General features: G+C 62.0%; 22 protein-coding genes and 1 pseudogene. 5 read left to right on the forward strand and 18 right to left on the reverse strand.

Features of this window, described 5'->3' with window-relative positions; translation table 11 throughout:
• Positions 1-33: 33 nt before the first annotated feature.
• The 8 genes from X738_RS58710 to X738_RS58740 form a co-directional block, all read right to left on the reverse strand.
• Positions 34-432: an AtpZ/AtpI family protein gene (locus X738_RS58710; protein ID WP_023799399.1), complete on the reverse strand. Its 399-nt coding sequence runs from the start codon at positions 430-432 to the stop codon at positions 34-36.
• A gap of 242 nt (positions 433-674) precedes the next feature.
• Positions 675-1,859, reverse strand: coding sequence for a cell wall hydrolase (locus tag X738_RS58715; RefSeq protein ID WP_031254997.1), 1,185 nt, complete (start codon positions 1,857-1,859; stop codon positions 675-677).
• A gap of 287 nt (positions 1,860-2,146) precedes the next feature.
• Positions 2,147-3,019 (reverse strand): SDR family NAD(P)-dependent oxidoreductase, encoded by an 873-nt coding sequence (locus X738_RS58720; protein ID WP_373420414.1) that lies wholly within the window; start codon positions 3,017-3,019, stop codon positions 2,147-2,149.
• Between the two features lie 14 nt (positions 3,020-3,033).
• Positions 3,034-3,813 (reverse strand): hypothetical protein, encoded by a 780-nt coding sequence (locus X738_RS58725; RefSeq protein WP_023799402.1) that lies wholly within the window; start codon positions 3,811-3,813, stop codon positions 3,034-3,036.
• Positions 3,814-3,823: 10 nt separating this feature from the next.
• Positions 3,824-4,411, reverse strand: coding sequence for a protein-S-isoprenylcysteine O-methyltransferase (locus X738_RS58730; RefSeq protein WP_031254999.1), 588 nt, complete (start codon positions 4,409-4,411; stop codon positions 3,824-3,826).
• Positions 4,412-4,568: 157 nt separating this feature from the next.
• Positions 4,569-5,153 (reverse strand): hypothetical protein, encoded by a 585-nt coding sequence (locus X738_RS58735; protein ID WP_031255001.1) that lies wholly within the window; start codon positions 5,151-5,153, stop codon positions 4,569-4,571.
• 138 nt (positions 5,154-5,291) lie between these two features.
• Complete coding sequence (locus tag X738_RS87025) at positions 5,292-5,429, reverse strand: ABC transporter (RefSeq protein WP_084646669.1); 138 nt, start codon at positions 5,427-5,429, stop codon at positions 5,292-5,294.
• A gap of 199 nt (positions 5,430-5,628) precedes the next feature.
• A complete protein-coding gene (locus X738_RS58740; RefSeq protein ID WP_023799405.1) occupies positions 5,629-6,225 on the reverse strand; it encodes a L,D-transpeptidase in 597 nt (198 codons plus the stop codon).
• Between the two features lie 190 nt (positions 6,226-6,415).
• On the opposite strand from X738_RS58740, the gene X738_RS58745 reads away from it, so the two are divergent.
• Positions 6,416-7,174 carry an SDR family NAD(P)-dependent oxidoreductase gene (locus tag X738_RS58745; RefSeq protein ID WP_023799406.1) on the forward strand — a complete coding sequence of 253 codons (759 nt, stop codon included), beginning with the start codon at positions 6,416-6,418 and terminating at the stop codon, positions 7,172-7,174.
• Between the two features lie 39 nt (positions 7,175-7,213).
• Here X738_RS58745 and der read toward each other — a convergent pair whose 3' ends face one another.
• Together der and X738_RS58755 are read right to left on the reverse strand one after the other, a co-directional pair.
• Positions 7,214-8,644 (reverse strand): ribosome biogenesis GTPase Der, encoded by a 1,431-nt coding sequence (gene der / locus X738_RS58750; RefSeq protein ID WP_023799407.1) that lies wholly within the window; start codon positions 8,642-8,644, stop codon positions 7,214-7,216.
• Between the two features lie 3 nt (positions 8,645-8,647).
• Complete coding sequence (locus X738_RS58755) at positions 8,648-9,313, reverse strand: tetratricopeptide repeat protein (protein ID WP_023799408.1); 666 nt, start codon at positions 9,311-9,313, stop codon at positions 8,648-8,650.
• A gap of 299 nt (positions 9,314-9,612) precedes the next feature.
• On the opposite strand from X738_RS58755, the gene X738_RS58760 reads away from it, so the two are divergent.
• Positions 9,613-10,605, forward strand: coding sequence for a polysaccharide deacetylase (locus X738_RS58760; RefSeq protein ID WP_023799409.1), 993 nt, complete (start codon positions 9,613-9,615; stop codon positions 10,603-10,605).
• Between the two features lie 28 nt (positions 10,606-10,633).
• Here the strand turns inward: X738_RS58760 and sbmA are convergent, their stop codons facing one another.
• The 3 genes from sbmA to X738_RS58775 form a co-directional block, all read right to left on the reverse strand.
• Positions 10,634-11,911, reverse strand: a complete 1,278-nt coding sequence (gene sbmA / locus X738_RS58765; RefSeq protein WP_023799410.1) for a peptide antibiotic transporter SbmA — start codon at positions 11,909-11,911, stop codon at positions 10,634-10,636.
• Between the two features lie 122 nt (positions 11,912-12,033).
• A complete protein-coding gene (locus X738_RS58770) occupies positions 12,034-13,194 on the reverse strand; it encodes a YbfB/YjiJ family MFS transporter (RefSeq protein WP_023799411.1) in 1,161 nt (386 codons plus the stop codon).
• A gap of 359 nt (positions 13,195-13,553) precedes the next feature.
• Entirely contained in the window at positions 13,554-13,766 is a 213-nt protein-coding gene (locus tag X738_RS58775) for a hypothetical protein (protein ID WP_023799412.1), read from the reverse strand.
• A gap of 96 nt (positions 13,767-13,862) precedes the next feature.
• Between X738_RS58775 and X738_RS58780 the strand changes: the two are divergent.
• The 3 genes and pseudogenes from X738_RS58780 (at position 13,863) to X738_RS58790 (ending at position 16,585) form a co-directional block, all read left to right on the forward strand.
• Positions 13,863-14,777: pseudogene (locus X738_RS58780) on the forward strand (LysR substrate-binding domain-containing protein).
• Between the two features lie 82 nt (positions 14,778-14,859).
• Complete coding sequence (locus X738_RS58785; protein ID WP_031255003.1) at positions 14,860-16,116, forward strand: aminopeptidase; 1,257 nt, start codon at positions 14,860-14,862, stop codon at positions 16,114-16,116.
• A gap of 112 nt (positions 16,117-16,228) precedes the next feature.
• Positions 16,229-16,585 carry a DUF488 domain-containing protein gene (locus X738_RS58790; RefSeq protein ID WP_023799416.1) on the forward strand — a complete coding sequence of 119 codons (357 nt, stop codon included), beginning with the start codon at positions 16,229-16,231 and terminating at the stop codon, positions 16,583-16,585.
• 32 nt (positions 16,586-16,617) lie between these two features.
• Here the strand turns inward: X738_RS58790 and X738_RS58795 are convergent, their stop codons facing one another.
• From X738_RS58795 to X738_RS58815, 5 genes are all read right to left on the reverse strand, one after another.
• A complete protein-coding gene (locus tag X738_RS58795) occupies positions 16,618-17,685 on the reverse strand; it encodes an ABC transporter ATP-binding protein (protein ID WP_023799417.1) in 1,068 nt (355 codons plus the stop codon).
• Between the two features lie 31 nt (positions 17,686-17,716).
• The gene (locus X738_RS58800; RefSeq protein WP_031255006.1) at positions 17,717-18,442 is read right to left on the reverse strand and encodes an SDR family oxidoreductase; all 726 of its coding nucleotides are present in this window, start codon (positions 18,440-18,442) and stop codon (positions 17,717-17,719) included.
• Positions 18,443-18,512: 70 nt separating this feature from the next.
• Complete coding sequence (locus X738_RS58805; protein ID WP_023799419.1) at positions 18,513-20,018, reverse strand: ABC transporter substrate-binding protein; 1,506 nt, start codon at positions 20,016-20,018, stop codon at positions 18,513-18,515.
• A 59-nt stretch (positions 20,019-20,077) separates the two neighbouring features.
• On the reverse strand, positions 20,078-20,950 hold the full coding sequence (locus X738_RS58810; RefSeq protein WP_023799420.1) for a carbohydrate ABC transporter permease: 873 nt from the start codon (positions 20,948-20,950) through the stop codon (positions 20,078-20,080).
• Position 20,951: 1 nt separating this feature from the next.
• A complete protein-coding gene (locus tag X738_RS58815) occupies positions 20,952-21,839 on the reverse strand; it encodes a carbohydrate ABC transporter permease (protein ID WP_031255008.1) in 888 nt (295 codons plus the stop codon).
• Positions 21,840-21,892: the final 53 nt, after the last annotated feature.

Raw genomic sequence — 21,892 nt, forward strand, 5'->3', positions numbered from 1 at the left:
CCTGTTCACTGCGCCGGCAAGCGGCGCCTCAAGTCATTCTTTCGGATCGCGGGCTTTGTCGCCCTGTCCGAATTCCGCCATAAGTCCCGCGGAGCGCAGGACATTGAGCACGCCGGCGCCAAAACCGAGCAGCAAAAAAACAATCAGACCCCATGGCGATGTCCCCGCCACACGGTCGATGATCCAGCCAAGACCAGCACCAACCACTATCCCGGCGATGAACTCGCTGGATAGCTTGAGCGCCTGGCCATATCCGGCCGCACTGCCCGCTTTCGCGTCGTCTTTCCCCTCGAGCCGGTCCGGCCGCCTTGTTGCAAGCGATGCTTCAAGGTCGCGCCGGCGGCGCTCAAGATCGTCGTCGCGGATATCGGCTTGACGCTGTTTGCCGCGGCCGGTTTCTCCGGTTCCGTCTGGCCCATTCTTGTCGGCCATCGCAACCCCCTTCCCCGGTCAGATCGTCACCGTCCGTCCGCTCTTAAGTCGCCGGCAACATAGTTAGAGGGTCCCCGCCCGTCAAGCCACGGGCAGGACTTCATCGTCAAGTATTTTTCCTATGAAAATCAATAGCTTGCCAGGGTGCGACATCGTGCCCGCTACCGCCGCCGGCGTGTCGCGGCCGAATCCCTGCAGCGACGGGTCTTCGATCGGGCGCGCCCGGGGCCTTGCCGGAGCGCTCAGCTCCAGCCGCCGCCATAGGTGCGATAGAAAATGTGCAGGCCGATCCTGGTCATTTTTTTCATCGTCCGCGCCCAACCCGGGTTGACGTAGTTGGCGTAGTAATGCGTCGACGATCCGACTTCCGGGATGAAGATCTTGCCGGCAGTGACCGCCATGGCGATGTCCTGCGCGGTCTTGTAGTGGGCGGGACTCTGGATGCGCTTCTTCCTGCCGTCGCAAGCGAAGGAAAACTGGCAACGGTTGAACCATTTGTCATTTTGATAGACGACGCCGCAGATCGAGTTCGGATAGGCCGGATTGCGAACGCGATTGAGGATGACCTGGGCGACGGCGGCCTGGCCGCGCACCGATTCCCCGCGCGCCTCGAAATAGATGCCATTGGCGAGGCAAGCCTGTTCCGGCTTCGAGAAGACGCTCGCCGGCAGCGCGGTTTGCATCCACGAATGATCGCCCTTGGCCACCGGCGGAATGAAGCGGCCATCGTTCGGCTGCTCGTCTTGAAGCAAGGCCTCGAAGGGCGAAGCCTGGGCATAGTCAGGCGCGGCCGCTGCGTAGGCGGTCGCCAGGACGTCGGGGCGGTCGTTGTTGACCAGCGAGGCCAGCATGGCCGGCACGCCGGGATCCGGCTTCTTGTCGACGCGCCTATGGAACGCGGCGGCAATCTGGATCTCCTTGCCTTTGATCTCGGGCTTGGCGAACGCCATCTTCAGCCCGCTGTCCATGCTCGGGCGAAGCAGCGAGGAGGTGCGCTCAAACACCGAGCCGGCATTGAAGTTCTTCGGCGGCGCGACCGGCGAGACGATGATGATGCGGCCCTTCTTGTCGGCGCGCATGATGCGGTCCTCGTCGGGCGTCGTGCTGGCCAGGCTGCCCTTGCCGCGAAACGACACCGCGCCGATGCCGGGCAACCGGACGCCGGAACCCGAGATCGAGCCGGTGGTGTCGGAATCGAGGAAAGGCATTTCGGCGGCATGGACCGAGCCGGCGACGGATTTCTCGACATAGGCGTTCCAGCGGGCGTTCGGCGCCTTGAGGCCGGAAACCAGGCTCGTCATGTCCTGGTAGGCGATGACATTGGGAAAGCCGACCCAGATGCCAAGTCCAACGACCAGAGGAGACAGAAAGGAACGTCTTTTCTCACCGGCGAAAGCGACAAGCCGCTTCAAAACACGTCGATGCACGGAACTCTCCAGAAACGCAACGGACCCCACTGGAGAGGCACGATGATGCATTAACCTTGATGGGGCGTTAACGGAGCTCGACAGCGCCAATCATTTCAAAGGTGGCTTTTGTTGGAAACGGCTCCAACGGTCGCAATACCCGCTCCTCAGAGCGCTGTTCAGAGATGGAGGAGCCTCCTCTCTGCCACCAACATGCTTAACGGCGATGCCACGAACATGCTTAATGGCCCGCCATCGGCGAGCGGTCTCTTGCTTCAATGAGGTTTTTCGGTGGCGAGCTGGTCCGGTCAGGGGATAATTCCCCGAGGGCCCCGGCGCAGCTGGATCTGGCGGGTACCGCAGCATTTCTTGAACTTCATACCTGAACCGCAGGGACATTGATCATTGCCGCCGCGTTGCAGCCGGCCGACCAGGGGCAGCAGCGCTGCGGAAGGCAGGAGCGATGCCGCCAGGGCAGCCAACTTGGCCGAGATTCCCGGCACGACGAGGCGACGACCGGATCTGAACCCTCGCCACGCACGTTCGGCCACATATTCCGCATCCACCTTGGGCAAGACGTTGAAGAGCACCGTCTGATTGGCGCCTGACCTTGCGAGAAACTCCGTCGACACCGGGCCCGGTGCCACGCATGTGACCGTCACACCGGTTCGACGCAATTCCTGGTGAAGCGCCTCTGAGAAGAAGCGCACGAAACCTTTGCTGGCGAAATACAGAGCCATATAAGGTCCGGGAAGGAACCCGGCCACGGAACTGAGATTGAGCACCCCGCCCCGTCGGCGCGCCACCATTCCGGGCAGAAAATGGAGGGTCAGTTCTGTGAGGGAATGTATGTTGAGATCGATGATGCCGAGTTGACCATCAACAGGCAGCGCCGTCGTCGCACCCCGCAGGCCATAGCCGGCGCTGTTGACCAGGACATCACAGACCAGGCCGTGTGCGGACAGAAAGCCCTCCAGGCGAATTGGCGCATCGCCTGCCACGAGATCCAGCTCGAGCGTGAATACCTCGCCACCCGCCTCCCGAACCTCGGACGCCGCGGCGGCCAAACCCTCGGGCGAGCGGGCAACCAGCACAACCGCGCCGTGCTCCCGTGCAGCGACGCTCGCAATTGCCCGGCCAATTCCACCCGAGCCGCCAATCACGACGACGGCCGGCCGCAATCCACTGTGCGAAATCACGTCGCGTTCCTCTGTCTTGCAGGAGCGGAAACACCCTGACCGAGCAGCACCACTTCATTGGCGACAGTGCCGTTCAAAATCTTTTCGAATCGCTCCAGTGCTCGTGCGACGTTCGCTCCATCCATCACCCGGTGATCGTAGTGGATGCGGACATTCACCGATCCGTCGTTGCCGATCGGACCGTAGTTCAGAAGCGTGGTCAATGGTGTCAGCGGGTTGAGTGATTCTGCACCGAGACCAGAATAGACGGACAGTTGGAAGGTACCGAAGTAATTTGCCCTTTGCCGGGCGATGTTCAACCCTAGCCACATAAGCAGCCACCTGACAGGCGCGGGCGCAGCTGCCATGCGCAAGGCACGCCGGAACTCCGGGACCTCGAGGATCGGCCGTGATCGAGCCGCGTGGATGGACCCCTCAAGTTCCGTGATGGAGTAGCGTTCCGGGCATTTGATGCAGCTCAGCAGAACGGCCGGCTCGCCATCATATTCGCGCTCGTGGGCAATCGAGGCCACGCTTGCCGGATACTCGTAAAGCTGCGGCCAGGGCAATTTGACATAGGCGCGCCGCAGCTCCGGCATCTCCAGGGCGAGAAGCGCATAGCCTTTCAGGAAGATCGCGGTCCACGAGGGCCTGGTCTGCTGCGCCATTCTAGCCCTTACGAGTGGGCCGAGATTCATCTGACGCTGCACCGCGACCCGTGGCACGCCGATCGAAAACCTCATCAGATCGCCAACAAGGCGCCGGGGCGCCGAAAGCTTGATGGCTCGACCTCGCATCAAACGACCTCTAATAAAGATAAGGGACTATTCGCTTGGTCCTTTCCATATAGGCACGGTATTGCGGGCCTAAAGTCTCAAGCATCATACGCTCTTCCTTGTCCACTCTCAGCAGGAAAAGGACGGCGAAACCAATCAAACCGGATATGCCCGCAACCCAGTTCGGCAGCAGAAAGAGCTGGCCGAGCCCCATAAGCAGGAACGACGTGTACATCGGGTGACGGACCAAGGCGTATGGCCCGGCGCTGACCAGTTCGTGCCGTTCGCGAATCTCGAGCGTGATCGACCAGTTACGGCCAAGTTCCTTGTGGGACATGCGAAAAATCCACAGCGCGGAGCAGAAGATGATGGTTCCGAGCGCCACCGACCACACGCTGGCCGGATGGTCAGCCGCTGCGGGGATGCCGGTGGCGACATAGAAGCCAGGCAGGATCGCCAGGCCAAGGAGAGCCGATGCAAGCCCGACGGTGTCGGAACGCGAGCGGCCGCCAGCTACAATTCGCACGCGCCTTGCCCGGCGCTCGAAGGGATACCGGATCACATACCAGGCAACGAGGCCGATCACCCATATGATCTCGCCAAGTGAAGCTACAGAAATGGTCACTTCAGGTCACCGGAGCCTTTTCTCGATCTGGGACCACGATAAACCGTCGCAACGATGTCAGCGTCCGAATTGTCGACCGAAGACATTCAGAGCGCGCTGCTTTCGGAGTTGACCGGGCGAATGAGGCGAGAGCGGGTTTGCAAATCGCATTTCAACCGCCGTTCATCTCCCGAAGCTTGGTTATGAATTGTTGCGGCCGGAGCCAGGTACCGGGGGTCTTATACCCCATCGATCTGGCGATGTCCGCTACGAATGCGTTGCAGTTGTAGAGTGAGGCGTGCCAAAGCGGAGAGCTGGCCTGCAGCTTTCGTATGCTCGCGACGACTTTCCTATATTCGGCTTCGGTAAGTAAAACGCGCCAGCTTGCCGACCGGTAGGCATCTTCCAGGTCGCCGTCCGTCCACCCGGTCGTGGCTGGCACGGGCGCCACATGGCCGAGAACATAGACATTGGGATCATCGGACTTCGGAGCGAGCCCCGCGACTTCGGGGTTGACCATCCGTCCCGCCTGGTTCAATCGTCCAAAAATCACGTAGGAATGGCCGTAGGTAAGGGCGTACCGGGAGCGGAACTCGATGAAATGCCGTTGGGCCGCGCGCGCCGGCATCGCCGCGGTACTCAGTGCCCGTTCATTGGACACAAAAGTCGGCTGGGGCTTGTTGTCCTGCGACTGACATGACGCCGCGACAAGCGCGAGCAGGGCCACAATTGTTGAACGGCCACTTACAAGCGTCATCTCATCCAGAACTCCGAGGCAGACCTGGTGCCAGCCTATGCCCGCCAACCGCATGTACGCTGCGAATCCGGCCTTGGCCCCTGCATATCGATGGGGAAGGGCCTGGCGGCCCTTCCCCAAATCCCCGAAAGCCGGTGCTTATTTAATCACGGGCTCTTCTACGGCAACGGGTTCCGGCGGAGGAGCCTTCCCCTTTCCTTTACCGATCCCGTTCGCGCAGCCACTCAGGCTGGTAACGGCGAGGGTAGCAACCATTACAATCAACATTCTGCTCATCAAGCAATCCTTTCCCCAGGGGCGGAACAGCCTATAGAATCGCCACAAATAAAAAGATATGCAGCCCAACCAAGTTAGCTGCGATCTACACCAAAGCCTAGTGCAGAAATGACACAGTCGGCATTCGGTTGCAGCCGAAATCCTTGCGGTGACGTGCCGGCAGGGCTCACCATGCAACGGAGATCAGGCCTGCCCACCATCAAACCACCACCACCGTCGTGCCCAAAGGAGTCCGTTCGTAGAGGTCGATGATGTCGTCATTTGTCAAACGGATGCACCCGTTCGATACCGCTGTGCCTATCGTCCATGGCTCGTTTGTACCATGTATCCGGAAGTAGGTGTCGCGCCCGTTGCGATAGAGGTAAAGGGCACGCGCACCAAGCGGGTTGTTTGGTCCACCAGGGACCCCGCCTGCATACTTCACCAGGCGAGGCTTGCGCCTCATCATGTTGGTGGTGGGTGTCCACGACGGCCAGTCCGCCTTGCGGGCGACGGTCGCTGTACCCTTGAACGAAAGCCCCTGCTCGCCGACGCCGACGCCGTAGCGCGTCGCCCACCCGTCGCCCTCGACGGCATAGAGAAAACGTTGCGAAGTATCGACGACGATCGTTCCAGGCGGCTCGTTTCCGTCGTACCGCACTTGCTTCCGTCGGAAACGAGGATTGAGGCCATTCCTTGGTCCGAACGCGGATGAAATCGGCTCCGTCACCTGCTGTAACGTCGACGTACACCCGGAGAGCATCAGAGCCAGACTTCCCAGCACGAGCCCCCGGCGCGCAATGTTGTGTTCTTCCATTTCTACCTGCTAGGAAACTGGTCAATCTACCGCCCTTCCTCGTCTCTACCATTGCAAGGCCTGCGGGCCAAGTCTCGCTGTGGGGTGGCAAAATGAATTCACAGGATTGACGAGCGAATTGGAGCGAAACTTCTTGCGATAACCGTCCGCCTCTGTTCGGTTAGGCCACAATGGGCATAGGACAGAGACGATGAAGCCTGACTTCCATGGTAAAGTCGCGATTGTGACCGGCGCAGGCTCCGGAATAGGAGCGGCTGTGTCACGGCAACTCGCGCAAGAAGGAGCCGAAATTGTTGTCGCCGACCTTGATGCCGAGGCCGCGCGCTGCATGGCTGCCGAAATAAGCGCGCAAGGAGGCAGGGCCCACGATTTTGCGGTCGATGTCACGGATGCGGCAGCCGTCGAAAAGCTGATCGAGTTCACTGTCCAGAAATGCGGCGGACTGGATATGGCGGTAAACAATGCCGGCATCGACGGCGTTCGAAAAGCGACGGCAGACTATCCGCTCGACAACTGGCACAGGCTGATGAACGTCAATCTGAATGGCGTTTTCTACAGCATGAAGTACGAAATCGCCGCCATGCTGGATCGAGGCGGAGGCGCCATCGTGAACATGTCCTCAATTCTCGGTTCCGTCGGCTTGCCGACTGCGTCCGCATACACGGCAGCGAAACACGGGGTCGTTGGGCTGACCAAGGTTGCTGCGATTGAATATGCGAGGATGGGCATCCGGATCAATGTCGTCGGCCCCGGCTGGATCGAAACGCCTCTTCTATCGGAGCAAGCGGAGGCATTAGCCAATACCAGGCGCATGGCAGCCCTTCAACCGATGGGCAGGCGCGGCAAACCGGAAGAGGTAGCGGCTCTTGTGTGCTTCCTGTTGTCCGATCAGGCCAGCTTTATCACTGGCAGCTACCATCTGGTCGACGGAGCTTACACCGCCCATTAGCGCGTCGTGGCTGACGCTGGCGCCCAAAAGACGCGGCGCTCAGCGGCGTTTCTTCGCCTTGCCGGCGAACGGATTTTCCGAGGTCCGCAAGGCGATGCGGATCGGCACGCCGGGCATGTCGAAGGCTTCGCGCAGGCTGTTGGAGAGGTAGCGGACATAGGATTGCGGCATCGCGTCCGGCCGCGAGCAGGACACGACGAAGCCTGGCGGCCGCGTCTTGGCCTGGGTGACATATTTGATCTTCAGCCGGCGACCGGCGACGGCAGGCGGCGGATGGTGCGCCAGGATGCCTTCCAGCCAGCGGTTGAGCTTGCCGGTCGAGACGCGGCTGTTCCACACCCTGTGCGTCTTGATGACGGCATCCATCAGCTTGTCGAGGCCGCGCCCGGTCTCGGCCGAGACCGGCACCGCCTGGATGCCGCGCGCCTGCGGCAACAGCCGCTCGGTCTTCTCGCGCAGTTCCGCCAGGAGTTCCTGGGGGTGGTCGATCATATCCCATTTGTTGAAGGCGATCACCGGCGCGCGGCCCTCGCGGATGATCAGGTCGGCGATCTGCAGATCCTGCTTCTCGAAGGGAATGGTGGCGTCGAGCACGATGATGACGATCTCGGCAAAACGGATGGCGCGCAAGCCGTCCTGCACCGACATGACTTCCAGCTTTTCGTGGATCCGGGACTTGCGGCGCATGCCGGCGGTGTCGAACAGTTTCAGGCGGCGGCCATGCCAGTCCCAGTCGACGGAGATGGAATCGCGGGTGATGCCGGCTTCCGGACCGGTCAGGAGCCGCTCCTCGCCGATCAGCGCATTGATCAGCGTCGACTTGCCGGCGTTCGGACGGCCGACGAGGGCGATGCGCAGCGGTTTGGTATCGTCATAGCTCGGCTCGGCATCCGGGTCGGTGATGTCCTCGCCGATCAGCACCTCGCTGGCCGCGGCCTCCTCGTCTGCATCTTCTTCTTCGCCGAAGGCGCGCGCCTCGCCCAGTGCTGATATCACCGCATCGCGCAAATCGGGCAGGCCCTGGCCGTGTTCGGCCGAGACCGGGATCGGCTCGCCAAGGCCGAGTTCCCAGGCCTCCAGCATGCCGCCCTGGGCGCCGCGCGCCTCGGCCTTGTTGGCGACGACGACAACCGGCTTGCCGGACTTGCGCACGATCTCGGCGAAGGTCTTGTCGTCAGGCATCAGCCCGGACTTGGCATCGATGGTGAAAAAGATCAGGTCGGCTTCGCGGATGGCGATCTCGGTCTGGGCGCGCATGCGGCCCGGCAGCGTCGAAGCAGCGGCATCTTCGAAGCCGGCAGTGTCGATGACGTCGAAATGCAGATCGTAGAGTTTGGCGGCATGGACGCGACGATCGCGGGTGACGCCCGGCGTATCATCGACAAGCGCCAGCTTCCTTCCCACCAGCCTGTTAAAAAGGGTCGATTTGCCGACGTTAGGCCGGCCAATGATGGCGACTTTGAACGTCATCTGTCACGACACGCCGCCCGACCCACGGATCAGCTCGGACATCAACGTGGCCCGCTCGCGCGCGTTGCGCGGGGTGCTGTCATCCGAGGCAATCTGGTCGAACAGTTTCAGTGCGTCCGTCGCCTTGCCTTCCTTCCAGGCGGCAAGGCCGAGCGCCTCGCGCGCCGTATGGCGCAGCGGATTGGTGTCGGCGGTGAGCGTCTCGACGCGACTGGAGACGTCGGCGAACGAACCGTGGTCGACGAGCAGCAGCGCTGCCCTGAGGCGCGCCATTTCGCGAAGGCCTGATGGAATGTCCGTATCGGCGGCGACCTCGTCGAAGTCCTTGACGGCGGCGGCGACGTCGCCCTTATCCGCCTTGACGGTTGCCGCCCGCATGCGGGCGAGCAGCGGATAAGCGCCGTAGCCATCTTTTTCCAGCGCATCGAGGGCCGCCAGCGCTTCGTCGCTCTTGCCCTCATTGGCAAGCTTCAGCGCCTGCGAGAAGGCATCGCCCGAGCGATTGGCGCGGGTCTCGTCCCAATAGCGATAGCCGACGAAGGCGGCGGTGCCGACCACCACCAGTATCGCGAGCGCAAGCAAGGCAGGACCAAAACGGTCCCACAGCGCATGCGCCTGATCGCGACGCATCTCTTCGTTGACTTCGCGGATAAAACTGTCGTCCGACATCTCAAAACCATCCTGCCCGCCTCAGGGCGGTTTAGAGCGACGTGCGTCCATGGAAAGTACGCTCTAACACTTTGAATTTGCGCATCGTGTTTCCTGAAAAAAAATCAATTCTGCACTTCAGGCCGATGCGGTAGCCCGCGTTTTAGCGAAATTTTGCCGGCATGGAAGGGGTTCGACCGGAAAATCGGCTAATCGCCGGATGACGATGTAAAGGATGACTGCAAAGGGCGACCGCACCCACGCCACATTTCGCCGATAGCCGGTGCGCGAACCCTCCTCAAAATCCAGATCAAACACTGATGCCTCGTTTGTCCCGTGCTGTTGCGTTTTCGATCGCGTCGCTTGCTGCGGCGGGCGCTGCTGTCGCCGACCCGCCGGCGCCGGCAAAGCCAAAGCAGGCCGTCCTCATCTCGTTCGACAGCGCCCGCGATATTTTGCAATGGAAGCGCAGCCGGGCGCTGGCCCAGCGCACCGGCGCCCATTTCACCTACTTCGTGTCCTGCGTCTTCCTGCTCTCGCCGGAGACGCGCAAGCAATACACGGCGCCCGGCAAGGCATCAGGCAAATCCAATATCGGCTTCGCCGCCTCGAGACAGGAAATCGCTGACCGGCTCGAGCAGATAAACCTTGCCGCCTCGGAAGGCCATGACATCGGCAGCCACGCTTGCGGCCATTTCGACGGCAAGGACTGGAACAAGGCCGACTGGCTGAGCGAGTTCGGTTCGTTCAAGCGCATTCTCGAAAATGCCTATTCGATCAACGCTATTACCTCCGAACCCGCAGGCTGGCGCGAAATTGCACGTAAGGCGGTTGGCTTTCGCGCACCCTATCTGTCGGCAAACAAGGCGCTCTACGAGGCGCTGCCAAGGGCGGGCTATTGGTTCGACGCGAGCGGTGTGTCGCGCGGCCCTGCCCGGCCACCAACCAGCGACGGCATCACGCGCTTCTCACTGCCGAAGATTCCGGAAGGTCCTGACACAAGGCCGGTGATCGCGATGGACTACAATCTCTATGTCAGGCATTCCGGCGGCTTCGAGCGGCCGAGCCAGGCGGACGAATTCGCCAACCGGACCCATGACGCCTTTCGCGCCGCCTTCGAAGCGCAATATCAGGGCAAACGCATTCCGCTGGAACTCGGCTTCCATTTCACACTGATGAATGACGGCGCCTACTGGAAGGCGCTCGAGCGCTTTGCCGGCGAGGTCTGCACCAGGCCCGATGTCGAGTGCATCAGCTATCGCGACTATGTTTCGCGCCAACGCCGGCAAAAGTGGGCGTCGGTGGGCGGCTGAACCGAAAGCGCCCGCCGCCCCGTCACTCTCAACTTACCGGCTGATCCTCAGGCCGCAAGCCGGCTCGCTCTCGCTCCAGATAGGCCTGGTCGATTTCCGGCAGCGGCGCCCCTTCAAGTGTCGCCTCGAAGGCGCGCAGGCGCTTGTAGATGGATATCAGCTCGACGATGGTCGGCCAGGAATTCACGAGATATTGGAACGAAGTGGCGACTTGTGAAAAAGCGGTAACAATCTGCTGGAAAACGCCAAATGTTATCTTGCCGATTGCCAAGGTCGGAACAAGAATAAGAGTAGCGAATACGTTGTCGACTTGAAGGTATAGATAGCGGACCATGTCGAAATAGACATAGTGTGCATAGAGAGTGAAATAGTTCTTGCGAACATTTCTGAAAAGCTCGGCCAGAGTTGGTGGCTGCGCTCGTGCCGTGTCGTCCTCGCCGAGGACAAGTTCCTTGCGCAGCGCGGCTTCAACCCGCTGATTGCGAAATTCCAACCCGGGCAGCCTGACGCCGACGACTGCCAACAAGCCGGTGCCAAACAGCGACCAGGCGATCGCCGCAATGACCAGCGGATAAGGGATTGCTCCGACGATTGGGAGCGTTGAGACATGGAGAGAAAGGGAGGCCAGCAAGGGCAGGAATGCAATCAGGGTCATGATGGAGTCGATAAAGTTCACGCCGAGCCCCTGCATTGTGCCGGAGAAGCGCATCGTGTCGTCCTGAACGCGCTGCGACGCCCCTTCGATATGGCGCAGCCGCGGCCAGTAAGCGGTAAAATAATCGTTCATCGCGGTGCGCCAGCGAAACACGTAGTGCCTGACGAAAAAGACGTTCAGAACGGCGATGCTCATATAGACCAGCGCCAAGGACAGAAACTGCCATACTCCGTAGTAAAGCTCGGCAGGGGAAACGGAGCCCGGCGTGGTCAGCGCCTTCTGCACCATATCGTAAAACATGCCGCGCCAGTCATTGAGCGCCACGCTGATCTGCACGATGAAATTGGTGACGAAAATAATCAAACCAGAGCCAAGGATCGACCAGTTCTGCCAGCGATGCGGGGAATACAGCGCCCAGAAAAGGTAGAATACGCCCATACCGGCGAAGAAATATCCGTAAAACCAGAGGAATGCCGGCGTCAGGAATCTTATCGGGCTGATGACTGGTGCTGCCTGCGGGTCGACCGGCGGCATGCCGAGCATCGTGCCAAGGTGCTCGCCGCCGAAAAACCACAGGAGGACGAGCAGAAGGCTCCAGGCGACGGCCGAAGTGAAAAACAACTTCGGCTGCGGGAAGAAGGATACGAACACTGTTGGGAAATCCTCGGTCGATGCGCAAATCAGCGGCGTTGCTGTTCAGCGGGCATAAGGTCACACATCGATCGGAATGAAAATGGCCGGTGCGTGATGCCCGGCACCGAGCAAGACCACAATCATGGCGATTTTGGCGCAGCCGACCAGATGACCGCGCCAGAGACCAGCAGCACGGCGGCGGCCACGATCGATGCGAGGAAGAAGTCGCCGGAGGCTTGCGCAAGCAAGCCGGCGACGATCGGACCGATGATCTGGCCGAGGCCGAAGGACGCCGTCATCAACGCCAGGATCCGGCGTGGCGCTTGCGGGGCAAGCTGCCTTCCGGTCTGAAGGCCGAGCGCGGTGATGGCGATGAAGGTGCCGCCAAGCAGAAACCCGCCGAGCAGCGGCCCAATGTGTCCGCCCATGGTGACGCTCGCGCTGACGCCGACCACCTCGACGAGGCACCCCCAGGCATAAGCCCGGTAGAGCCCGATCTTTGCCGCGATCTTCTGCCACAGCCAGACCGAGGGAATTCCGGCAAGGCCGGTGACCATCCACACCACGGCCTCGAAGACGCGGCCGCCGCCGCCCTGCCGGACGATGGCGACCAGGAACGTCGCCGTCACGATATAGCCGAAGCCGAACAGCCCGTAGGCGAATATGACCTTCACGAGTGACCGGTCCTTTGGTAGCGCCGGTTCGCGGCCATCGGCGCCGTTGGCGCTCGCAGTGCTGCCGAGCAGCAAGGCCACGACGGCAATGGCGCAGGCCGAGATCGCGGCGGACCAGAACCAGCCCGCCGGCCAGCCGGCCTGTCCGGTGACGAGTGTTGCCATCAGCGCCGAGGACGCTGCTATGCCAAGGCCGACGCCGCCGAAATGCAGCGCCTGCAGGTCGTTTCGGCCGACCGCGGCGAGATGGCCGAAAACGATGCTGGACATGAACACAAGGACGAAGGCGCTGGCCACACCGGCAAGAAAGCGGATGACGAGAAAGGCCGCCATCGTGTCGGCCAGGCCCATCAGCCCGGTGAGGACTGCGGTGGCGGCAAGACCGGCAAGCATCAGCAGGCGCTCGCGACCGTGCGCCCAGCCGCCGACGGCTGCGAGCGCGCCAACGAGATAGCCGAGATAGTTGGCGGACGCGATCCAGCCGGCATCGGCCGGCGTCAGGCCAAGTTCCTCCATCATGCCGGGCAGGATCGGCGTATAGACGAAGCGGCCGATGCCCATGGCAACGGCCAGGGCAATCATGCCGGCGAATGCGAGGCGCAAAGGGGACGGCGAAGCGATGTTCATTGCAGTGCACAATAGGTGCACGAGCCGGTGAGACAATCCGCCTTTTATTGGGCCAGGGCGGGTTGCAAGGACCGTATCCGAGCGCCGCGGCGGTACAGAACGAACGTCGGCGATGCTTCGCGCCCCTCTCTGCCCTGCCGGGCATACCCACGAGGGGGGAGATCGGCAGCTTCGGCGCCGGCTCTCCTTCTTCAACTTCTGGAGATTTGGCGAAAGCGGAGATGAAAGCCAATCTCCCCCTGGTGGGGGAGATGTCCAGCAGGACAGAGGGGGGCGCTGTCCCGCGAACGTTTCCGCAGCGACCGCCCGCAGTCCTTTTCGGGTCTAATTAAAGTCAAATCCTCTGTGTGCGGAGGATTTCAGCCGCAGCCGACCTGGCCAGTGCCCGTCTCGTAGGCCGTGCGCCGGGCTGTCATCCGGAATGGCAGGTCGCCGAGTTCGCGCTCCGACATGGTGTCGAGCACAGGATGCGACAGCGGATCGGTGGCCCATCGGGTGGCCTCGCTTTCATGCGACCGGCTTTGCCGCGCGCCGGCAGCGGAAAAGACCCCGAGCAGTGACAAAATCTTCATCGTGTTTTCCTCCACAGGTCTGCTTGTTCCTTAAAATTTGCCGTTCCTCCCCGCATTTCAATTGAGATTTCAACCGTGCCGGTTTAGAAAAACTGTATGGCCATGCTGAACCGCGTCCACCTCAACGGCCTGCGCGCCGTGGAAACCGTCGCCCGCCTGGGATCGCTTTCGGCTGCGGCGAGCGAACTCAACGTGTCCGCCAGCGCCGTCAGCCAGCAGGTCAAGCGGACGGAAGCGCAACTTGGCCAGGCGCTGTTCGAACGAACGGCAAGCGGTCTGGTGCCGACCGAATTCGGCACCGTCTTCACCGCCCGGCTCGGGGCAGGTTTCCGCGAGCTCGCCCAAGCCGTGGCGCTCGCCGACGAGGCCTCCGAATGCACGCTGGTGGTCTCGGTTGCGCCGGCCTTTGCCTCGAAGTGGCTGCTGCCTCGACTGTCACGCCACTTCGCCCGGCATCCGAATGTGCTTTTGCGCATCGACGCCTCGGTGCGGATTGCCGATCTCGATCGCTCGGACATCGACATCGCCATCCGGCTTGGCGACGGCAAATGGCCGGGCGTGCGCGCGCAACTGCTGCTGGCGCAGGAAGTCTTCCCGGTCTGCGCCCCGGTGATCGCCGACAAACTGAAATCGATCGATGATCTCGCCCTGACCTGCGCGATCACCGACTAAAAAGCGATGATCAGCTGGGAAAGCTGGTTCGAGGCGGCCGGGGTGAAGCCGGTCAGCTTCCTCAAGGGCGCGCGCTTCACCGACCCGATGCTTTGCCTGGAATCGGCGATCGCCGGCCACGGCGTCATGCTCGGCTGGCAATTGCTGACGGCTGATGCTCTCGCCGACGGCCGGCTGGGCGCGCCGTTCGGCGTCCGCGCCGAGAGCGGGCTGGGCTACTGGCTGGTGACCTCGGCCAGCAAGAGCGAGAGCCGCAAGGTGCGCGATTTCAAGATTTGGATCCGCGAGGAGATCGAGGCGACGATGGCGCAGTTCGGCGCGCTCGCCGGCGCGGCCTGAGCAGGCCCGGTCGATCACGGTGGAAAGACCGATGGCACCGGTCTATGTAAGTACCAGACTCCCACTCGCGACAGGCAGGATCATGACCACACATTCGCGCGGCGTTTCCGCAACGATCGACCCGGTGAAGCTCGACAGGCTGGCAGAAGTCGCCATCAAGGTCGGGCTGCAATTGCAACCGGGGCAGGACCTGGTGCTGACATCGTCGATCGCAGCGCTGCCTTTGACGCGACGGATCGTCGAGCATGCCTACAAGGCCGGCGCCGGCCTGGTGACGCCGATCTTCAACGACGACGAGATGACGCTGGCACGCTTCCGCTACGGCGCCGATGCCGGCTTCGACCACGCCGCCGGCTGGCTTTACGAGGGCATGGCCAAGGCCTTCGCCAACAATGCGGCGCGGCTGGCCGTGCGCGGCGAGGATCCGTCGCTGCTGTCGGCACAGGACCCGGGACAAGTGGCGCGCGCCAACAAGGCGAACTCGATCGCCTATCAGCCGGCGCTGGAAAAGATCACCGGCTTCGACATCAACTGGAACATCGTCGCCTACCCCGACCTGGCCTGGGCCAGGCAGGTGTTTCCGGGCGATACCGACGACGTCGCCGTGGCGAAGCTCGCCGACGCGATCTTTGCCGCCTCACGGGTCGACGTCGACGACCCGATCGGCAACTGGAAGGCACACAATGCGGCGCTTCGCAGCCGCACCGAATGGCTGAACGGCCATAATTTCCATGCGCTGCATTTCACCGGACCTGGCACCGACCTGACCGTCGGCCTGGCCGACGGCCATGAATGGATGGGCGGCGCCTCGACCGCCAGGAACAGCATCACCTGCAACCCGAACATCCCGACCGAGGAGGTTTTCACCACGCCGCATGCAAGGCGCGTCGAAGGCCATGTTATGAGCACCAAGCCGCTGTCGTACCAGGGCACGCTGATCGACGGCATTGCGGTGCGTTTCGAGCAGGGTCGCATCGTCGAGGCCAGGGCCAGCCGCGGCGAGGATGTGCTGAAAAAAGTGCTCGACACCGATGAAGGCGCACGCCGGCTCGGCGAGGTCGCCCTGGTGCCGCATTCCTCGCCGATCGCGGCGAGCGGCCTGCTGTTCTTCAACACGCTGTTCGACGAGAATGCCGCCTGCCATATCGCGCTCGGCCAGTGCTATTCGAAGTGCTTTGTCGACGGCGCCTCGCTCACTCAGGACGAGATCGCGGCGCGCGGCGGCAACAAGAGCTTCATCCATATCGACTGGATGATCGGTTCGGACAAGGTCGACATCGACGGCGTCGGCAAGGACGGCGGCCGCGTGCCGGTGATGCGCAAGGGCGAATGGGCTTAGGGGGCGAGTGGGCGTAAGGGCGAGTGGGCGTAAGCAGCCGCCAGCAAGCCGTGATGGCCAGCAAGACGACATGGCCAGCAAGACGACATGGCGGCCAACCCCGGAGTTGGCAATGAAACTCGATATCAGGGTCAAACGCATCTACGAGCCGCCCTCGCCTGGCGATGGGCAGCGGGTGCTCATAGACCGCCTATGGCCGCGCGGCGTCCGCAAGGAAGACGCCGCGCTGACGCTATGGCTGAAGACCATCGCGCCAAGCGATGAATTGCGCAAATGGTTCGGCCACGAGCCGACGCGCTGGATGGAATTCCAGCAGCGCTATCGCGGCGAGCTCGACCGGAACAGCGAGGCGGTCGGCCAGTTGCGTGCCCTGCTCGACAACGGCCGGGTGACGTTGCTCTACGGCGCCCAGGACGAGTTGCACAACAACGCGGTGGCTTTGGCTGATTATCTCAGCCTGAAGGGCTGAGGCAGCGCTCTGCCGACGCGGTCATCGCTAGCTCAGGCGACACGCAGTTCCGTGGCCGCATCGAAGAGGTGCACCTTGCCCGGCAGCACCGAAAGATTGATCGCGGCGCCGGCGCTGCGGCGCTCGTCACGCGGCACCACGGCGACGGCATCGTATCCGGCCACGCGCAAATGAATCTGGACATCGGCGCCGGTCGTTTCGGACAGCACGACCTCGCCCATGATCTCACCCGTATCCGAAATGCCGAGATCGTGTGGCCGGACGCCCATGATGACCTTTTGGCCTGGTGTTGCCTTGATCTGCGGCGACAGGCCGATCGACACGCCTTCGGCGACGAAGCGAGGACTGCCGCCTGCGGTCTCGACAGCGCCGGCGATGAAGTTCATCGACGGCGAGCCGATGAAATCAGCGACATATTTCGAGTTCGGGCGCTCGTAGACCTCGTCGGGCGTGCCGATCTGCATGATCCTGCCGGCGTGCATCAGCACGATCTTGTCGGCCATCGTCATCGCCTCGATCTGGTCATGGGTGACGTAGATCGTGGTTGTGCCGAGACGATTGTGGAGTTGACGGATTTCCACGCGCATATGCGTGCGCAGCTTGGCGTCGAGATTGGAGAGCGGCTCGTCGAAAAGGAAGACGGCGGCATTGCGCACCATGGCGCGGCCCATGGCGACGCGCTGGCGCTGGCCACCCGACAGTTCCTTGGGATAGCGCCCGAGATAGGGCGTGAGATTCAGGATTTCCGCCGCCCATTCGACCTTCTTCCTGATCTCCGCCTTTGGCACTTTCGCCACTTCCAGGCTGAAGCCGATATTGTCGAACACCTTCATTGTCGGATAGAGCGCGTAATTCTGGAACACCATCGCGATGTCGCGATCGCGCGGGTGAACGTCATTGACCCGCCTGTCGCCGATCAAAAGATCGCCGCTGGTCACCCGCTCGAGCCCGGCCGTCATGCGCAGGAGCGTGGTCTTGCCGCAGCCCGACGGCCCAAGAAGCACGACGAATTCGCGGTCGGCAATGCCGAAGGAGATGTCTTTCATCACCTCGACATTGCCGAAATTCTTGGCGATGTTCTTATATTCTACGGTGGCCATTCTTTGTCTCCAGACGCCCGGGTCAGGGTCGTCAGTATTTCTGCCTGGTCGGTGTGATGACGATTTCCTGCACGAGAGCGTTCTGTGGCATCAGGTAGGCGTGCAGCATGAGGTCTGCGACGTGCTCCGGGCCGATGCCGCCGCCGATCTTGAGCTTGTTGGCCTTGTAGTTGGCGAGCGTCTGCGGATCGAGGACGCCGCTCAGAACTTCGGTTTCGATCACCCCGGGCGAAAGCACGACGACGCGGACGTCATAGTCGGAAAGATAGTCGCGCAGCGATTCCGACACGGCGTGAACGAAGAATTTCGTCCCGCAGTAGACCGTATGATCCGGATAGATTTTTCGGCCGGCGATCGAACTCATCATGAACAGCGTTCCATGACGGCGCTCCATCATGCCCGACATCACGGCGTGGACCGAATTCAGCACGCCTTTGGTGTTGATGTCGATCATCTCGTCCCATTCCTCGGGCGGCTGGCGCCCTATGTCGGCGAGACGCGCTATGCCGGCATTGGCAAACAGCATGTCGACCGGTCCGTACTCGGCTTCCGCCTCCTTCACGGCGGCTGCGATCGCGGCGCGGTCGCGGACATCGACCTGCCGGGCCATGCTGTCGGGCAGGTTGAGCGCCTCCATGCGCTCCAGACGGCGGGCCATCATTAGAACAGGGTGGCCGGCGCGCGAAAACGCCTTGGCGACCGCCTCGCCGATACCAGAACTGGCTCCTGTCACTGCTACGAGCTGTTTTCCAGCCATGACTTTCCTCAATCGAAAATTGTCGATACGCCGGGCTGGCGGCCCTAGGGCAGCCAGCCCGGGGGAAGACTCAGCCCTTGGCGACGAGATCGTCGACCTGGGTTTTCAGGGCGTCGAGTGACTCCTTGGCCGAGCCCGACTGGCCGGCGAAGTATTTGCCCAGCGCAACCGGGATCATGTCGCTCGAGAGTTCTGCCCACGCCGGCAGGTCGGGCTCGGATCCCATGTAGTTGGCGATGGTGTCGCGCACGACCGGCAAGTGGCGGGTCGTGCCGGCGCCGACACGCGCATTGGCCAGCACGCGCGGATCGTCATAGACGCTGGTGCGCGTTGGCCCGGTACCGCCGCCCAGAACGGTTATCAGCGCCTGGGTATCGGCTGAGGTCGCCCACTGCATGAAAATCCAGGCGGCGTCCGGGCTCTTCGAGTATTTCGATACCGCGAGCGAAGAGCCGCCCTGGTGACCAACGCCCGGAATTTCGCCGAACCCGGTCTGCTCGACGGTGCGCAGCGTCGCGGCAGGTTTCGGCGGAACCATCGCTTCCATCAGGCCCGAGACCTTGGAGGCCTTGGGATCGTCGAAGAACGGGAAGAATTCGCCCCAGGACAGCATCGAGGCGGCGACGCCCTGGCCGACCGACTGGCCCTCGCCATCCCATGTCCAGCCGTCGACGCCGGGCGGCATCGTCGCCTTGAGCTTGTCCCAGTAGGCCATGGCGGCCAAGCCGGCGTCGTCATTGCCAGTGAACTTGCCGTCGGGGCCGAAAATCGAACCGCCATGGCCCCAAAGCCACGCCGTCCAATCGCATTCGAGGCTGTAATGGCCCGATTTCATCTGGCCGCTGGTGCCGTACATGTCCGGGCCCTTGGCGTCGGTGATCGCCGCAGATGCCTTCAGCAAATCGTCCAGCGTCGCCGGAGGCGGCAGCTTGAGCTCGTCCCAGACGTCCTTGCGGTACTGCATGATGAAGATTGGGATGTCGTAGGGCACGCCGACCATGCGGTCCTCGTACATGGCGATACCGTCGACGAGCGGCTTCAGGAAGTCGTCGATGTTGTAGTTCGGCATTGCCAAGTCGGCGTTCTTGAGCTGCTCGCGCGGGTCGAAGACGTCCTGGCTGAAGCTCGCCGCCCAGCTCTGGTCGATATAGTAGAGGTCGTAAGTGCCGAGGCTCGAGGCCACGTCGAGCGTCAGCTTCTGCAGCACCTGCTCGAGCGGCAGCACTTCTATCTCGACCTTGATGCCGGTGGCCTCCTCGAAATACTGCTTGAGCTGCGTGGCGATGGCATTCGACGGCGGCGTCGATTCGGTGGCGAGACGAAGCGTCGTTCCGGCAAAGGGCTTGCCGACATCCGAGAGCCATTTGGTGATTTCGGCGCTGGGCTTCAGTTCCTGCTCCTGAGCCGATGCCTGGCTGATGCCGTAGAACGGACGTCGCCCCAGGCCCATGCCGAGCGCGCCGGCGCCGAGGCCGAGAATGCCTGCTGCGCGAAGAAACGAGCGGCGGTCCATCTGTCCGCGAACGAAGCGGTCGGTGACAGAGGCAAGATGCGTCTTTCTGATGCTGTCTTTCATTGTCTACTCCTCCGGTTTAATTCGCGATTTTCTCAAGGCTGCGAATTCGAGCCTCCCATCTATTGTTTCAACGATCCCATCGTGAGACCGCGCACGAGGTGCTTCTGAACCAACAGAATGAAGATGAAAGCGGGAATGATGGAGGCGGCGCCAAGCGCGGCCATGTTGCCCCAGGCGGTGCCGATCGAGGTGACGAAGGTCGACGAGACGACAGGCACGGTCTTGAGCGACGTGGTGGTCAGGGTCAGCGCAAACAGGAATTCGGTCCAGCTGAAGATGAAGCAGAGCACCGCCGTGGCGGCGATGCCGCCCTTGGCCATCGGCAGCACGATCCTGCGAAAAATCATGAAGCGGCTGGCGCCATCGACGATCGCGCTCTCGTCGATCTCGGAAGGAATGTCGTCGAAGAAGCTCTTCATCAGGAGGACGGCGAGCGGCAGGTTCATCAGCGCGTGGATCAGCACCATGCCGGTATAGGTGTCGATGAGACCGAAATTCTTGTAGATGAAGAACATCGGCACCGCGACCGCGACGGGCGGCATCATGCGCGTCGACAACACCCAGCCGACGAAACTGTGCCGGCCGCGGAAGTTCATGCGCGACAGGGCATAGGCGGCAAGCGTGGCGATGGCGACAGCGAGCACGGTCGACAGCGTCGCGATGACAATCGAATCCCAGACGCGCGGCGCCATGTAGAAATTGCCGCCGCCCGGCGTCACGGTGATGCCGCCGCTGCCCAGCGAAATCCCGAACACCTTCTGGAAATTGTCGAAGGTCGGCGTGAAGGCGAACAGTTTCGGCGGCCGGTTGAAGATGTCGTTGCCGTGTTTGAACGCCACCGACGTCCAGTAGTAGATCGGAAAGAAGAAGATCGCGACCACAACCCAGGCGGCGATGGTGCGAAGCATGCGGGTCGAGAAGGAGCCGTTCATTCTACCACCTCACCTTGGCGATACGGATGAAGAGGTTGGCAATGACGAGGATGATCACCAGGGTGACGAGGCTGAGCGTGGCTCCATAGCCCCATTTTACGAAGCTGAACGTCTGCTGCCATGCATAGAGGGACAGCGAATAAGTCGACGCTCCCGGCCCGCCGGAGGTCATGACGAAGACGTAGTCGAAGACGCGGAACAGATCGATGCCGCGGACCAGCACGGCGATGGCGATCACCTTCGACATCATCGGCAAGGTGATGCGCCGGAAGATCTGGAACGATGAAGCGCCGTCGATCATCGCGGCCTCGTAAGGCTCCGGCGGCAGCGCCCTGAGACCGGCGAGGAAGATGAGCACCATGAACGGCGTCCACTGCCAGATTTCCGCGACGAGAACGCCGGCAAGCGCGGTCGACGCGGTGGCGAGGATGGGGTTGTTCGAATTGAGCAGTCCGATCGACTGCAGGAGATAGCTGATCACCCCGAACTGCGGATCCTCCATCAGCAGATACATCATGCCGACAATGGCTGGCGGAATGACGAGCGTCATCGTCAGCACGCCGCGCAGGAATCCGAAACCGAAGCCGTCGCTGTCGAGGAGCAGCGCGATCGCCATGCCGAGCACCAGCTCGAAGATCAGCGCGATGGCGAAATAGGTGAAGGTGATGACGAGCGACTGCCAGAACCGCGTGTCGTTCCACAGCTGCACCCAGTTTTCCGTTCCGACGAATTCGAGCGCCCGCCGGCGCGGGACGAACTCATGGAAGCTCAGCCAGATGTTGTAGATGAGAGGATACACGGTGAAGACAAGCAGGATCGCCACCAGCGGCAGCAGCCAGGGCAGCGGGTGATCCGAAATGACGAAACGTCTGGCTTGGGCAACCCGCACGCGTTCCTCCCGAACCGCTTCGTTTTGCGATGCACAAATGTTCATATCTTGTG

It is taken from the genome of Mesorhizobium sp. L48C026A00 (assembly GCF_000502375.1).
Lineage (GTDB): Bacteria > Pseudomonadota > Alphaproteobacteria > Rhizobiales > Rhizobiaceae > Mesorhizobium > Mesorhizobium muleiense.

Coding starts and splice junctions, on each gene's coding strand:
- X738_RS58760 (WP_023799409.1), top strand. CDS start 9,613: ATGCCTCGTTTGTCCCGTGCTGTTGCGTTTTCGATCGCGTCGCTTGCT.
- X738_RS58810 (WP_023799420.1), bottom strand. CDS start 20,950: ATGAACGGCTCCTTCTCGACCCGCATGCTTCGCACCATCGCCGCCTGG.
- X738_RS87025 (WP_084646669.1), bottom strand. CDS start 5,429: ATGAGCAGAATGTTGATTGTAATGGTTGCTACCCTCGCCGTTACCAGC.
- X738_RS58785 (WP_031255003.1), top strand. CDS start 14,860: ATGACCACACATTCGCGCGGCGTTTCCGCAACGATCGACCCGGTGAAG.
- X738_RS58745 (WP_023799406.1), top strand. CDS start 6,416: ATGAAGCCTGACTTCCATGGTAAAGTCGCGATTGTGACCGGCGCAGGC.
- X738_RS58755 (WP_023799408.1), bottom strand. CDS start 9,313: ATGTCGGACGACAGTTTTATCCGCGAAGTCAACGAAGAGATGCGTCGC.
- der (WP_023799407.1), bottom strand. CDS start 8,644: ATGACGTTCAAAGTCGCCATCATTGGCCGGCCTAACGTCGGCAAATCG.
- X738_RS58770 (WP_023799411.1), bottom strand. CDS start 13,194: ATGAACATCGCTTCGCCGTCCCCTTTGCGCCTCGCATTCGCCGGCATG.
- X738_RS58725 (WP_023799402.1), bottom strand. CDS start 3,813: ATGCGAGGTCGAGCCATCAAGCTTTCGGCGCCCCGGCGCCTTGTTGGC.
- X738_RS58775 (WP_023799412.1), bottom strand. CDS start 13,766: ATGAAGATTTTGTCACTGCTCGGGGTCTTTTCCGCTGCCGGCGCGCGG.
- X738_RS58710 (WP_023799399.1), bottom strand. CDS start 432: ATGGCCGACAAGAATGGGCCAGACGGAACCGGAGAAACCGGCCGCGGC.
- X738_RS58790 (WP_023799416.1), top strand. CDS start 16,229: ATGAAACTCGATATCAGGGTCAAACGCATCTACGAGCCGCCCTCGCCT.
- X738_RS58805 (WP_023799419.1), bottom strand. CDS start 20,018: ATGAAAGACAGCATCAGAAAGACGCATCTTGCCTCTGTCACCGACCGC.
- X738_RS58795 (WP_023799417.1), bottom strand. CDS start 17,685: ATGGCCACCGTAGAATATAAGAACATCGCCAAGAATTTCGGCAATGTC.
- X738_RS58740 (WP_023799405.1), bottom strand. CDS start 6,225: ATGGAAGAACACAACATTGCGCGCCGGGGGCTCGTGCTGGGAAGTCTG.
- X738_RS58800 (WP_031255006.1), bottom strand. CDS start 18,442: ATGGCTGGAAAACAGCTCGTAGCAGTGACAGGAGCCAGTTCTGGTATC.
- X738_RS58735 (WP_031255001.1), bottom strand. CDS start 5,153: ATGACGCTTGTAAGTGGCCGTTCAACAATTGTGGCCCTGCTCGCGCTT.